Here is a 13,829-nt window from a genome sequence, read left to right on the forward strand (position 1 = left end):
TCCGACGAGGCTCAGCGCAGCGCGCCCACAGAAGCCAGCCCGAGGCGGATGAGCGTGCCGCGGCCGCCCTCCATCTCGGCGGAGAGGGCATCGGATGCCGCCTCCTCGGGCGACAGCCACGTCACCTCGAGCGCGTCCTGGCGCGGTTCGCACGTGCCGGTGACCGGGACGACGAAGGCCAGCGAGACCGCGTGCTGACGGTCGTCGTGGAACGCGCTCACGCCCGGGAGCGGGAAGTACTCCGCCACCGTGAAGGGCGCCGGCTGCGGCGGGAGGAGCGGGAAGGCCATGGGACCCAGGTCGTTCTCGACGTGACGGAACAGCGCGTCGCGCACGGTCTCGCCGTACCGCACGCGTCCCGACACGAGGGTGCGTGTCATCTCGCCGAGCGGCGTCGCGCGCAGCAGGATGCCGACCTGCGTCACCGCGCCCATGCCGTCGGTCCGCACCGGCAGCGCCTCGACGTACAGCATCGGCAGTCGTCGACGCGCCTCGGCGAGTTCGACCTCGCTCAGCCACGCCGGGTTGGTGTTGGGACCGGAGCCGGCGGGCGCGCCCGAGAAGGGCGTCGAGAGCGGCTCGCGCTCGTCGCCGTTGTCGCCGGGTTCGGGGTCGGGTGTGCGGACAGGCATGCTCCCTGTATATCAACGGTCCGCGGCGATACCTACGCGTTCGGGACGCGATGGGGACGAACCCGGGCTCTCCGCTGCCTGGGGAGGAGGGGTGGATGCCACGCCCCGGCGCCCGTGTCGGAGGCCTGCGCCACAATGGCCGCATGAGCGAGCGCCCGATCCTCGACCCGTCCGTCGTCCGCTGGTCCGTGCCGCCGGCCGACATCGGCGAGCGCCCCGTGCTGCTCCTGCTGCACGGGTACGCGGCCGACGAGCACGACCTCTTCGGCCTGGTCCCCTACCTGCCGGACGAGGTCGCGGTCGCGAGCGTCCGCGCACCGCTGACGCCCCCGTGGCCGACGCCCGGGGCGTCCTGGTACCCGATCGAGGGGCTGAACGGCCGCGATCCCGGCGCCGTCACACTCGCCGCCGAGTCCCTCCTCGCGTGGATCGCCGCGCATCTCGGCGACCGTCCCGTCGGACTCCTCGGCTTCTCGCAGGGCGGCGCGGTCGCCATCCAGACGCTCCGGGTCGCACCGGAGGCCGTGTCGTTCGCGGTCGTCCTCGCCGGGTACGCCGCGGGCGGCGAGCTGCCCGGCGACGCGGTCCTGGCCGAGCGCCGGCCGCCGGTCTTCTGGGGCCGCGGGTCGCGCGACGACGTCATCCCTCAGGCGCTCATCGACATGACCGCGCAGTGGCTGCCCGCCCACAGCGAGCTGACGGGCCGCGTCTACCCGGGGCTGACCCACTCCGTGTCCGAGGAGGAGCTGGCCGACGTGCGCGCATTCCTCGACGCGCGGCTGGCCGCGAGATCCACGGCATCCGAGGGTTGAGAAAGAGGGGACCGAACGGCTAACGTGGGCAGCCCTGCCCCCGAGAACGAGGTCTCCTCCGGTGAAGAACGTCGACGCTTCCGCGCCCCTGTCCGCGCGCTGACCCGTCGACCCGCCGTTTTCTCGGCCGCCCTCCGCTGATGCGGACGGGTCCGGTGTCCGCGCATCCCGCGTTCCCGGAGTCTCGTCATGTCATCACCGTCCCCTTCTCTCGTCTTCGACCGCGTCCGCCTCGTGTGGCCGGACGGAACCGTCGCCCTCGACGACGTCTCGGGCTCCCTCGGCCGCGGGCGCACCGGTCTCGTCGGCCGCAACGGCGCCGGCAAGTCCACGCTCCTGCGCGTCGCCGCGGGGCAGATCGCGCCGACGTCCGGAGCGTTCTCGGCATCCGGTGAGGTCGCGATGCTGCCCCAGCGTCTCGCGGCCGATCCTCGTCGCCCGGTCTCCTCGATCCTCGGCGTCGAGACGGCGCTCACCGCTCTCCGCGCGATCGAGTCCGGGGATGTGTCTCCGCACCATTTCGACGCCGTCGGCGACGACTGGGACGTCGAGTCGCGCGCCCACACTCTCCTGGCCGACGTCGGCCTGGCATCCGGTGCGCTCGATCGAACCGTCGGCGAACTCTCGGGCGGCGAGGCGATGCTGGCGGCGCTCGTGGGGCTGCGCGCCCGCGCGGCCGACATCACGCTGCTCGATGAGCCGACCAACGACCTCGACCGCGACGCGCGGGCACGGGTGAGCGAGCTCGTCCGGACGTGGCCCGGCACGCTCATCGTGGTGAGCCACGACGTGACCCTCCTCGAGCTGATGGATGCCACTGCCGAGCTGTACGGCCACACCTTGAGCGTCGTCGGCGGTCCGTACAGCGTCTGGCGAGCGCACCGCGACGCCGAACAGGAAGCAGCCGTGCGCGCCGAGCGCGACGCCGCGCAGAGCCTGCGGCGCGAGCGACGCCAACGCATCGAGTCGCACGACAAGCTCGCCACCCGCGCCCGCGTCGCGCACAAAGCGCAGGTCGAGAAGCGGGTTCCGGGGATCATCGCGGGCAACCGCGCGAACGCGGCGCAGGTGAGCGCGGGTCGTCTGAGCAGCGAGATGAAGGGGAAGGAGGATGCCGCGCGCGCGGCGCTGGACGAGGCTGCGGCCCGCGTCCGCGACGACGACGTGGTGCGCATCGACCTGCCGGATCCCGGAAACGCGCCGGGTCGGCGCATCCTCGTCCTCGGCGACGGCGAACGCGAATGGATCGTCACCGGCCGCGAGCGGGTCGCCCTGGTGGGGCGGAACGGTGCGGGGAAGACGACGCTGCTGGAGAGCGTCGTGCACGGGACGGCGGCGGCGGTCCACGCCCGAGCGAGCGTGGATCGCGTCGGCTACCTGCCTCAGCGTCTCGACGACCTCGACGACACGGCATCCGTCCTCGACACCGTCTGCACGGCGGCGCCGGACGTCCCCGTCCCGGCCGTCCGCGATCGGCTCGCCCGATTCCTCGTGCGGGGAGACGCCGTCACTCGTCCCGTCGGATCGCTGTCCGGCGGCGAGCGCTTCCGCGTCGCGCTCGCCCGTGTGCTGCTCGCCGATCCCCCGCCGCAACTCCTCGTACTCGACGAGCCGACGAACAACCTCGACCTCGACACCGTCGACCAGCTCGTGTCGGCGCTGCAGGCGTACCGCGCGGGGCGGTGCTCCTGGTCAGCCACGACGACGCCTTCCTCGCGCGCCTCGGGCTCGACCTGCGGCTGGAGCTGGAGGACGGACGGCTGACGGAGCGCGCGCCCTGATCTGAGCCGGCCCGGGCGTTCCGCGACCAGCGAACGTCAACCCCGGCCCGATGTCGGAGGTCCGGGGGAGGATGTCGGCATGGCCGACGTACTCGACAGATTCGGTCCTGCGACGCAGGACTGGTTCCGCGGTGCGTTCTCGGCGCCCACCACAGCCCAGAAGGGGGCGTGGGAGTCCGTGGCATCCGGCCGCAACGCCCTCGTGGTCGCGCCGACCGGATCGGGCAAGACGCTCTCTGCCTTCTTGTTCGCGATCGACCGGGTGTTCCGCGAGAAGGCGCCCGAGGTTCCGGATGCCACTCCCCCGCGCCGCGGCGCGAAGAAGGCGCCCACGCGTACCCGCATCCTGTACATCTCACCGCTCAAGGCCCTCGGCGTCGACGTCGAGCGCAACCTGCGGTCGCCGCTCGTCGGCATCGGGCAGTCCGCCCGGCGACTCGGGATCGACGTGCCCGCGGTCACGGTGGGCGTGCGCTCGGGCGACACCACGTCGAGCGACCGACGCAAGCTGGTCACCGATCCCCCCGACATCCTCATCACGACACCCGAGTCGCTGTACCTGATGCTCACGAGTCAGGCGGCCGAGACCCTGCGCGGGGTCCGCACCGTCATCATCGACGAGGTGCACGCGGTCGCCGCGACCAAGCGCGGTGCGCACCTCGCGGTGAGCCTCGAGCGGCTCGACGCGCTCCTCGACGCCCCGGCACAGCGCATCGGACTCTCGGCGACCGTCCGGCCGATCGATGAGGTCGCCCGGTTCCTCGGCGGTGCGCAGCCGGTCGATATCGTGGCGCCGAAAGCGACCAAGGCCTTCGATCTGTCGGTGGTCGTGCCCGTCGACGACATGCTCAACCCGCCGCCCCCGCCCGGCAGCCCCGCCCCCGACGAGCCGAGCGACGGCGAGTGGTTCTCCGAGCGGCCCGAGAGCACCGAGATGTCCGGGTCGGTGTGGCCGCACGTCGAAGAGGCGATCGTCGACCGCATCCTCGAGCGCCGCTCGACCATCGTCTTCGCCAACTCGCGCCGGCTGGCCGAGCGGCTGACCGGGCGCCTGAACGAGATCTACGCCGAACGGCAGGGCATCGACGTCCCAGAGCCGACCGTTCCCGCCAGCATGATGGCGCAGGCGGGGTCGTCCGCGGGCGTCGCCGCGATCCTCGCGAAGGCACACCACGGCTCGGTCTCGAAAGAGCAACGGGCCCAGGTCGAAGACGAATTGAAGTCCGGCACCCTGCGCTGCGTCGTCGCGACCAGCAGCCTCGAGCTCGGCATCGACATGGGCTCGGTCGACCTCGTGATCCAGGTCGAGGCGCCGCCGAGCGCGGCATCCGGTCTCCAGCGCGTCGGTCGCGCGGGCCACCAGGTCGGCGAGGTGAGCCGCGCGGCGCTTTTCCCGAAGCACCGCAGCGACGTGCTGCACACGGCGGTCGTCACCGAACGCATGCTGTCGGGCAAGATCGAGGCGATCGCGGTCCCGCAGAACCCGCTCGACATCCTCGCGCAGCAGACGGTCGCGGCCTGCGCCCTCGGGGCGATCGACGTCGAGGAGTGGTTCGAGACGGTCAAGCGCAGCGCGCCGTTCCGCTCGCTCCCCCGCTCCGCGTACGAGGCGACGCTCGATCTGCTCGCGGGGCGCTACCCGTCCGACGAGTTCGCCGAGCTCCGGCCGCGGCTCGTGTGGGACCGCGACGCGGGCACCCTCACCGGCCGTCCCGGCGCGCAGCGCGTCGCGGTCACGAGCGGCGGCACGATCCCCGACCGCGGCCTGTTCGGCGTGTTCGTCGCGGGCGAATCGCAGAACGCCCGCGTCGGCGAACTCGATGAAGAGATGGTCTACGAGTCGCGGGTGAACGACGTCTTCACCCTGGGCACCACGAGCTGGCGCATCGTCGAGATCACGCACGACCGCGTCAACGTCGTCCCAGCGTTCGGCCAGCCGGGGAAGCTGCCGTTCTGGCATGGCGACGGCCTCGGCCGCCCCGCCGAGCTCGGCGAAGCGCTCGGCAAGTTCTCGCGCGACATCGCGGGCGCCGACCGCGCGAAGGCCGAGGAGCGCCTGCGCGAATCGGGCCTCGACGACAACGCGATCACCAACCTCCTCGCCTACCTCGCCGAGCAGCGCGAGGCGACCGGCAGCCTCCCCACCGACCGCACGCTGACGGTCGAGCGCAGCCGCGACGAGGTCGGCGATTGGCGCATCATCCTGCACTCGCCGTACGGCATGCAGGTGCATTCGCCGTGGGCGCTGGCGGTCAACGCGCGGATCCGCGAGCGACTGGGCGTCGAGGGCGCCGCGGTCGCGAGCGACGACGGCATCATCGCGCGGGTTCCGGATGCCGCGGCCGAACCGCCCGGAGCCGACCTTTTCGTCTTCGAACCCGACGAACTGGAGCAGATCGTCACGGACGAGGTCGGGGGCTCCGCGCTCTTCGCCTCGCGCTTCCGCGAGTGCGCGGCCCGCGCGCTGCTGCTTCCGCGGCTGAACCCGAACCGCCGGTCGCCGCTGTGGCAGCAGCGCCAGCGCTCGGCCCAGCTGCTCGAGGTGGCCCGGCGGCATCCGTCCTTCCCGATCATCCTCGAGACGCTGCGCGAGGTGCTGCAGGACGTCTACGACCTCCCCGCGCTGCTCCGCGTGGCGCGGCAGATCGGCGAACGCCGGATCCGCCTGGTCGAGACCACCACCAGCCAGCCGTCGCCGTACGCGCGCGACCTGCTGTTCGGGTACGTCGGCGCGTTCATGTACGAGGGCGACTCGCCGCTCGCGGAACGCCGCGCGGCCGCCTTGTCGGTCGACCCGGCACTGCTGAGCGAGCTGCTCGGCAAGGTCGAGATGCGCGAGCTGCTCGACCCCGAGGTCATCGCGCAGTTCGAGCGCGAGGCGCAGCGGCTCGATCCGGACCGCCGGGCACGCGGGGTCGAGGGCGTGGCCGACCTCCTGCGCCTCCTCGGACCCTTGGATGCCACCGAGGTCGCCGCCCGTCTCGACGGCGAGTCGCTCAGCGAGGCTTCCGCGCACCTGCAGACGCTCGTCGATGAGCGGCGCGCGATCCCCGTGACGATCGCCGGCGTCTCCCGCGTCGCGGGCATCGAGGACGCGGGGCGCCTGCGCGACGCGCTCGGCGCGGCCCTGCCCGTCGGCATCCCGAACGCCTTCCTCGAACCCGTGGCCGACCCGCTCGGCGACCTCGTCGCGCGCTACGCCCGGACGCACGGGCCGTTCACGACCGACGCGGTGGCCCAGCGCCTCGGCGTCGGGGTCGCGGTCGCGCGCCTCACGCTGCAGCGCCTGGAGTCGCAGGGGCGGTTGGCGAGCGGCTTCTTCCTGCCCGAAGCGGCGGGCGGGCGCGGCGACGACACCGAGTGGTGCGACTCCGAGGTCCTGCGTCGGCTGCGGATGCGCTCGCTCGCGGCGATCCGCGGCAGCGTCGAACCCGTTCCCCCGTCCGCGTACGCGCGGTTCCTCCCGGTGTGGCAGCACCTCACGCGGCCGCTCGAGGGCGTGGACGGCGTGCTCGCGGTGGTGGAACAGCTCGCGGGCGTCCCTATCCCGGCGAGCGCGTGGGAGTCCCTGGTGCTGCCCTCGCGCGTCGCGGACTACACCCCCGCCCTGCTCGACGAGCTGACGGCGACGGGCGAGGTCGTTTGGTCGGGGCACGGGACGCTGCCCGGGCGGGACGGGTGGATCGCCCTGCACCCCGCCGAAGCGGCACCCTTCACGCTGCAAGACCCCGACGACCCCGAGGATCCCGCACCCGACTCGCTCGAAGCCCGCCTGCTGGCGGCGCTCGAGGGCGGCGGCGCCTACTTCGCCGCGCAGCTGAAGCAGCTGGTCGGGGCCGAGAACGAGCAGTCGGTCAACGACGCGCTGTGGGCGCTCACGTGGGCCGGTCGCGTGACCAACGACACGTTCGCTCCGGTCCGCGCGCTGCTCGGCGGCGGCGGACAGGCCCATCGCGTCGCGCGCCGGGCCCCCCGTGCGCGCATGTACCGCGGAGCGACCCTGCCGCGGCCGACCTCGACTCCCCGGCCGCCGTCGCTCGGTGGGCGCTGGTCGCTCCTCCCCGATCGGGAACCGGATGCCGCGGCCCGGGCGACCGCGACGGCGAGCCTCCTCCTCGACCGCTACGGCGTCGTCACGCGCGGCGCCGTGCAGTCCGAGGGCGTGCCGGGCGGTTTCGCGCAGGTGTACCGCATCCTCGCCGGCTTCGAGGAGGCGGGGCACTGCCGCCGCGGGTACGTGATCGAGAAACTCGGCGCCGCGCAGTTCGCGGCGTCGGCCACCGTCGACCGGCTGCGCGAGTTCGCCGCGGTCGCCGAACCGCCGCCGTTGCGGACCGTCACCCTCGCCGCGACCGACCCGGCGAACCCCTACGGAGCGGCGCTCGGTTGGCCCGCGCTGGAGGGGGTGACCCACCGCCCGGGGCGGAAGGCGGGCGGTCTGGTCGTGCTCGTCGACGGGGAGCTGACCCTGTACCTCGAGCGCGGCGGGCGCAGCGCTCTCGCCTTCACGGAGGACGAGGCTCGGCTTCAGGCCGCCGCCCGCGATCTGGCGGAGACCTCGCGCCGACGCCGACTCGACACGCTCACCGTCGAACAGGTCAACGGAGAGTTCGTCTTCGGCACCACAGTGGGCCGCGCGCTGCGCGAGGCCGGGTTCGTGGAGTCGCCGCGGGGACTCACCCTGCGCCGCCTCACCGCGGGCGACACGCTGCGCGAGGCCGCCCGTGCCTGAGGGCGATACCGTCCACCGCGCGGCCGCGAAGCTCTCCGCCGCGCTCGCGGGCCGCGAAGTGACGAGGTTCGACATCCGCGTCCCGGGCAGCGCCACCGCCGATCTGCGCGGGGAGACGGTGCACGAGGTGGTCGCGCGCGGGAAGCACCTGCTCGAACGCATCGGCGCCTACACGCTCCACTCGCACCTCAAGATGGAGGGCCGGTGGGATGTCTATCGTCCGGGCGAACGGTGGCGCCGCCCCGCGTTCAAGGCGCGGGCGATCGTCGGGGTCACGGGTGCCGACACCGTCGGGTTCGACCTCGCCATGGTCGAGGTGCTGCCCACGGCCGACGAGGACCGGGTCGTCGGACACCTGGGTCCCGACCTGCTCGGTCCCGACTGGGACGAGGCCGAGGCCGTCCGACGGGTCTTGGCCGACACCCGCGCCGTCCACGTCGCGCTGCTCGATCAGCGCAACGTCGCCGGCTTCGGCAACGTGTACGCGAACGAGCTGCTGTTCGTCCGTGGCGTCGCCCCGACCACCCCCGCGAACGAGATCGACGTGGCGGCGACGATCGCGCTCGGCCATCGGATGATCCACGCGAACCTCCCCCGCGCCGAACGCACCTTCACCGGAGACAACCGCCCGGGCCGTCGCATGTGGGTCTACGGCCGCGAGGGAGCACCGTGCCGCCGGTGCGGCACGCCCATCCGCGCCACCAGCCTGGGCGCGTCGGCGACGAGCGAGCGCAACGTCTTCTGGTGCCCCACCTGCCAGCCGGAATGACACGACACGGGCGAAGGCCCGACGGGCAATAGCATCGACGCATGCCCCTTGCCGAGGACTACCTGGCCGCGCTGGAATCGGGCGATCCGCGCCGCGTGCTCGAGCTTTTCGCCCCCGACGCGATCGTGCATTCCCCGCTGTACGGCGACCTCCGCGCACAGGACTTCTACCCGCGACTGTTCGCCGACACCGGCGAATCGAAGCTGACCCTGCGGACGGTCTTCCACGCGGAGAAGTCGATCGCGTTCTGGTTCGACTTCGACTGGACGCTGTCGAACGGCACCCCCGCACCGTTCCGGGTGGTCGACATCGCGGAGGTCGACGACGACGGACGGATCAGCGAGCTGCACATCGTGTACGACACCGCCAACGTCCGGGAAGCTTTCGACGCCCTCCGCCCGTGACGTGGCCGGAGGCGCCGCGCTGACGAGGGCTGTGCTCGGAGCGGTCAGGCGCCGGGCGTGAGCGACCGTCGGCCGAACCGCTGGTCGAGGAATTCCGCCCCCGACGTCAACACGGCGCACGCGGCCGACGCCACCGCGGCGGCGACCCCCGCCAGGACAACGGCGGGGATGACGACGAGGATCGCGGACGCACCGCCGAGCATCGCGAAGTACACGACGGCGACCACCCAGAAGGCGGACGCGCCCGCGGCTGCTCCCCCCACGGCCGCGCCGATCACGCGCGTACCGCCTCGCCGTGTCACCATCGCCACCGCGACGAGTCCACCGGCGGCCGCGAAGGACGCGTTCACGGCGCCGCCGATCACTCCCGTCGAGATCAGCGCGAGAGCCGATCCCCAGCCGGAACCCGCGGCGAAGAGGAGAGCACCGCACAGCGCACCGACGGCGCTCCCCACAGGCACGGAGAGAGCGAGTGCAGGCCAGTACGTCCGCCACGGCATGGGGTCACCGTATCGGCTGACGGGCGCGGCGGACAGTGAGTGTTCTCCGCCCCGCTGTCAACCCGCCGTCACTGTGCGCTCGAGCGTGCGACAACGGTCTGAGACAAACCGGCGCAGCGGAAAATACCGTGGTCCGGCGGGAATCCGACCGGGCGTCCGCGCCGAACAACCATGCACGGGAATGAGATCGAGCCCGCATCGGTTGTCACACAAGTCGGCTCACCCGAGAGCCGATCGGAGGGGATCGTGGGAAAGAACTACATCGACATCGAGAACGACCACGGCGAGACGCTGCGTTACCGCAAGCACGTCAACGGTCGTGGACTCGTCGCGCACGGCGCGAAGGTCCACCCGTCGGCACTGGTGGAGAACGGCGCGTACGTCGAACCCGGAGTGCAGATCGCGGCCGGTGTCCGTGTGGGCCGCGGCGCCTGGATCGAGTCGGATGCCGTGATCGGGCCGGAGGCGCACATCGAACCGCACGCGCACATCTGCTCGGGCGCGGTGATCGGCGCCGGCGCGCACATCGGCGTCCGCACGCAGGTCGGGTCGAACGCCCGCGTGGCGGTCGGCTCGCTCATCGGGGACGACGAGATCATCAACGACGGCGAAGCCGTCGCCACCGATCGACGGGGTCTTCGTCTGGCGGCCTGAGGCACACGCTTCACGGCATCCATCACCCGCACGTTCTCCGGAACGTGCGGGTTTCGCCTTTTCCGGGGCGGATTCGTCTCGACGTCGAACGAATTCCGGGCTCGCGATTTCCTCGACGTCGAGATTCCCGCCGCGAATTCCCTCGACGTCGAAGAATCAGGCGAGCAGCGTCAGCACGAAACCGATCAGCGGGAGCGTCCCCTGGATCGTGGCCGGCCGGAGGTACTTCCGCCCCGAGGTGATGAGCACGAGGGCCGCCGCGAGCATGGATCCGAGCGAGAACAGCAGCAGCGTCCGGCCGGCGACATCGCCGACACCGTTGACGGCCCAGAGAACCACACCGACCGCCGCGCCGATCGCGAGGAAGAGGTTGTAGAAGCCCTGGTTGTACGCCATGGGCTTGGTGGTGTCGGCGGCCTCCTGCGAGGTGAGTCCGAAGATGCGCCACACGCTGGGGTGCGACCAGCGCACGCTCTCCAGCACGAAGATGTAGACGTGGAGCAGGGCCGCGAGCCCCGCGAAGACGAGAGCCAGGATGCCGACCATTCCCCCACGTTAGCCTGGGGGGATGGCGAAGAGCGGGAGCGGACCACGGGGTTCGCGCGGTGGCACGGGCCGTCCGCGCGCTGCAGCGCCGGCGCGCAAGGCCGCCCCGGCGCGCCGGCCGCGGAAACCGGCTCCCGCACCTCGCGAAGAGCCGCGGACGTTCACCCTCGGCGCGGTCCCGGGCGCGACCCCCGGGAAGTGGATCGGCGTGTGGCGCGAGCGGATGCCGCACGTGTCGCTGGAATTGCGTGAGATCGCGGCGTCCACCCAACGCGCGGCCCTCGACGACGTCGACGCGGCGCTCGTGCGCCTCCCGATCGACGGCGCAGACGACCTGCACGTCATCCCCCTGTACGACGAGCTCCCCGTGGTCGTCATGTCGACGGAGTCGCCGCTGACCGCGGCCGACGAGGAGATCACGGCGGCCGACATCGCCGGCGAGGTCGTGATCGTCCCCGCCGACGATGTCCTGGGAGCGCAGATCCCGGATGCCATTCCCCCGGCGTTCGCGCCCCCGGTCGACACCGCCGAGGCGATCGCGACCGTGGCGGCGGGCGTCGGTGTCGTGATCGTCCCGATGTCGCTCGCGCGGGCGCACCAGCGCCGCGACGTGGAGTACCGGGTGCTGGCCGACGGCCCGGTGTCGACCGTGGCCCTCGCGTGGCGGCGTGATGCGACGACCGAGGACGTCGAGACGTTCGTCGGCATCGTCCGCGGCCGCACCGCGCGGTCGTCTCGCTGACGACGCCGCCCACCGGCGGAGGCCGCTACCGCTCAGCGCTTCGTCGTGCGCCGCACCTCGTCGACCGTCGCGCCGCCGCGCAGCCCCCGCACTCGCGCGCCGCGCAGGACCGCTTCGGCATCCACGGGTCCGTCCGAAAGGGCGTGGAGGTCGACCTTCACCGGGATCGGGAGGCGCTTGCGCTCCCGGTCGCGGCGCGCCGCCGCCGCCGTCTCGGCTTCGTCCACGTCGTCTCCGGCGAGGGTGCGGACCGTGAGGCCGCAGTCGAGCTCGGCGGCGGCCTCGCGCAGGAGGGCGACGACCTCGCCGAGGTTCTCGACGTCGGTCACGAGCAGGGTCGCGGTGGTCATACCCCCATTGTCGCGGCAGGTCACGGCCTCGGGGCGGCGAGCCCGGGGCGAATAGAATCCTCGGATGACCGGTCGACTGCTGTACGTCTGCGCGCGCCCGCAGCGCGAGGCGGCGGTCGCCGAGTGGGCGTCGTTCCGTGACGGTCTCGGGGTGGCGAGCGACGAGCTCGTGCACCACGACCTGGTCCGCGAACCCCTCCCCGCCGATCTCGAGCGCTACACCGGAGTCGTCGTGGGCGGAAGCCCCTTCAACGTCACCGATCCGGACAAGACCGACGTGCAGCTGCGGCTCGAGCGCGACCTGGAGTCCCTGGCATCCACGGCTCTCGACGGCCGCACGAACGTGATGTTCACGTGCTTCGGGATCGGGGTCGTGACGCGTCTGCTCGGGGGCGTCGTGACGCTCGATCATCCCGAGGGCACCGGCCCCACCGACATCGCGCTCACCGCGGAGGGCGCGGACGACGAGCTGTTCGGCATCCTGAACCCCCGTTTCGAGGCGCTCACGGCGCACAAGGAGGGCACGGCGGAGGTTCCACCGGGCGCGACCCTCCTCGCGCGCAACGACGCGTGTCCGGTTCAGGCGTATCGCGCGGGCGTCTCGCTGTGGGCGACGCAGTTCCATCCCGAGCCCACGGCGGAGGCGTTCGTGGCACGCATGGCCGTGTACCGCGCCGCGGGGTATTTCGACGCGGATGCCTTCGACGACGTCGCCGCACTCGTGCGGACCGTGTCCGTCGAGCAGCCGACGCTGCTGCTCCGGACGTTCGCCGCGCGAGCGCTGGCCGCCTGACGCGGCTCGATCACGCGCGCTGTGTCAACCGCGTGCGCAAACTGTCTCGCTTTTCTAGTGTTTCGGTATGTACTCGACGCGTCACACCTCCTCGAACGCCCGCGGCTCGGACCTCGTTCGACAGATCGTCGTCCTGTCCGCGGTGTCGTTCATGCTCATCGCGGCCGTGATCGGTGCCGGTGCGTTCGGCAACACCGCCGTCCAGGATCAGCAGGGCGGCGCGCTCGACACCAGCGGGTCGTACCTCGCGCCCGCGGGCCCGGCCTTCTCGATCTGGTCCGTCATCTACCTCGGCCTCATCGCGTACGCGATCTGTCAGGCCCTCCCCCGCCAGCGCGCCTCAGAGCGTCAGCGTGCGATGGGCTGGCCGATCGCGGTGACCATGGTGCTGAACGGACTGTGGCTGGTCGCCGCGCGTTTCGGCACGCTGTTCCTCACCGTCGTGGTGATCGTGCTGCTGCTCGCGGCGCTGGGCTGGGCGTTCCGGACCGCGGTCGTCACGCGCGACCCGCGCGGCGGCGTCGTCGACTCGGTGCTGATCGACGGGGTCACGGGCCTGCACCTGGGGTGGGTGACGCTCGCCACCGTCGCCAACATCTCGGCCTGGCTGACCACCGTGGCACCGCCGTCGTGGGAGGACGCGGCGAGCGCGATCGGCGTCGTCGTGCTCGTCGTGGTCGCGATCATCGGCCTCGCGATCGCCTGGCGCAGCGGGTGGCGCGTCGCTCCCGCCCTCGCGCTCGCGTGGGGACTGTCGTGGCTCGCCGTGGAGCGCCTGACGGGCACGCCGCTGAGCACGCCCATTGCGATCACGGCGGTCATCGTCGCGCTGATCGTGCTGCTGCCCCCGGCGGTGGTGTCGGGCCTGCGCCTGATCCGACCCTCGGTCGACTGACGGCGCGCAACACGCATCTTCGCTTCGCCGGTATCCTGCACCGTGGGGGCGCACCCGATCCCGGGTCGACGCGAAGCGAGATCGAGGGCGCGTGTGATGGTCGACACAACAAGGTTGAGGAAGACCCGTCGGCGCGCTGTTCCACTTCGCGGTTTCGGGGCTTTCGCCACCGTCGTTCTCCTCGCGGGAATCCTCGTCGCGTGCACTCCGGACACCGCC

12 protein-coding genes and 1 pseudogene are annotated in these 13,829 nt (G+C 72.2%); 9 read left to right on the top strand and 4 right to left on the bottom strand.

From position 1 onward, the window contains the following. Window positions 1-11: 11 nt before the first annotated feature. The gene (locus tag RKD05_RS03850) at window positions 12-632 is read right to left on the bottom strand and encodes an NUDIX hydrolase family protein (protein ID WP_022877671.1); all 621 of its coding nucleotides are present in this window, start codon (window positions 630-632) and stop codon (window positions 12-14) included. A gap of 143 nt (window positions 633-775) precedes the next feature. Here RKD05_RS03850 and RKD05_RS03855 point away from each other — a divergent pair, with 143 nt between their 5' ends. From RKD05_RS03855 to RKD05_RS03875, 5 genes and pseudogenes are all read left to right on the top strand, one after another. Beyond that, window positions 776-1,444 (top strand): alpha/beta hydrolase, encoded by a 669-nt coding sequence (locus tag RKD05_RS03855; RefSeq protein WP_424708139.1) that lies wholly within the window; start codon window positions 776-778, stop codon window positions 1,442-1,444. 189 nt (window positions 1,445-1,633) lie between these two features. Further along, window positions 1,634-3,225, top strand: a pseudogene (locus tag RKD05_RS03860) (ABC-F family ATP-binding cassette domain-containing protein). 79 nt (window positions 3,226-3,304) lie between these two features. After that, the gene (locus RKD05_RS03865; protein WP_424708140.1) at window positions 3,305-7,957 is read left to right on the top strand and encodes an ATP-dependent helicase; all 4,653 of its coding nucleotides are present in this window, start codon (window positions 3,305-3,307) and stop codon (window positions 7,955-7,957) included. After that, on the top strand, window positions 7,950-8,726 hold the full coding sequence (locus tag RKD05_RS03870) for a DNA-formamidopyrimidine glycosylase family protein (protein WP_424708142.1): 777 nt from the start codon (window positions 7,950-7,952) through the stop codon (window positions 8,724-8,726). Before RKD05_RS03865 ends, RKD05_RS03870 begins: the two co-directional genes overlap by 8 nt. 41 nt (window positions 8,727-8,767) lie before the next feature. Next, window positions 8,768-9,130, top strand: a complete 363-nt coding sequence (locus tag RKD05_RS03875) for a nuclear transport factor 2 family protein (RefSeq protein ID WP_022877676.1) — start codon at window positions 8,768-8,770, stop codon at window positions 9,128-9,130. Between the two features lie 44 nt (window positions 9,131-9,174). Here RKD05_RS03875 and RKD05_RS03880 read toward each other — a convergent pair whose 3' ends face one another. Next, entirely contained in the window at window positions 9,175-9,630 is a 456-nt protein-coding gene (locus RKD05_RS03880; protein WP_424708144.1) for a hypothetical protein, read from the bottom strand. A 246-nt stretch (window positions 9,631-9,876) separates the two neighbouring features. Here RKD05_RS03880 and RKD05_RS03885 point away from each other — a divergent pair, with 246 nt between their 5' ends. Next, window positions 9,877-10,284 (top strand): UDP-3-O-(3-hydroxymyristoyl)glucosamine N-acyltransferase, encoded by a 408-nt coding sequence (locus tag RKD05_RS03885; protein ID WP_022877677.1) that lies wholly within the window; start codon window positions 9,877-9,879, stop codon window positions 10,282-10,284. Between the two features lie 156 nt (window positions 10,285-10,440). Here the strand turns inward: RKD05_RS03885 and RKD05_RS03890 are convergent, their stop codons facing one another. Then, window positions 10,441-10,830, bottom strand: coding sequence for a DUF1304 domain-containing protein (locus RKD05_RS03890; RefSeq protein ID WP_022877678.1), 390 nt, complete (start codon window positions 10,828-10,830; stop codon window positions 10,441-10,443). A 22-nt stretch (window positions 10,831-10,852) separates the two neighbouring features. Between RKD05_RS03890 and RKD05_RS03895 the strand changes: the two genes are divergently transcribed. Beyond that, on the top strand, window positions 10,853-11,572 hold the full coding sequence (locus RKD05_RS03895) for a LysR substrate-binding domain-containing protein (protein ID WP_424708145.1): 720 nt from the start codon (window positions 10,853-10,855) through the stop codon (window positions 11,570-11,572). Between the two features lie 32 nt (window positions 11,573-11,604). On the opposite strand, the gene RKD05_RS03900 is transcribed toward RKD05_RS03895, so the two are convergent. Then, the gene (locus RKD05_RS03900) at window positions 11,605-11,922 is read right to left on the bottom strand and encodes a hypothetical protein (protein WP_424708147.1); all 318 of its coding nucleotides are present in this window, start codon (window positions 11,920-11,922) and stop codon (window positions 11,605-11,607) included. A 64-nt stretch (window positions 11,923-11,986) separates the two neighbouring features. Between RKD05_RS03900 and RKD05_RS03905 the strand changes: the two genes are divergently transcribed. Together RKD05_RS03905 and RKD05_RS03910 are read left to right on the top strand one after the other, a co-directional pair. Continuing rightward, complete coding sequence (locus RKD05_RS03905) at window positions 11,987-12,715, top strand: glutamine amidotransferase-related protein (protein ID WP_424708149.1); 729 nt, start codon at window positions 11,987-11,989, stop codon at window positions 12,713-12,715. A gap of 67 nt (window positions 12,716-12,782) precedes the next feature. Further along, window positions 12,783-13,610 carry a tryptophan-rich sensory protein gene (locus RKD05_RS03910; RefSeq protein ID WP_424708150.1) on the top strand — a complete coding sequence of 276 codons (828 nt, stop codon included), beginning with the start codon at window positions 12,783-12,785 and terminating at the stop codon, window positions 13,608-13,610. Window positions 13,611-13,829 lie beyond the last annotated feature (219 nt).

Source organism: Microbacterium sp. SLBN-111 (assembly GCF_049739645.1).
Classification (GTDB): Bacteria; Actinomycetota; Actinomycetes; order Actinomycetales; family Microbacteriaceae; genus Microbacterium.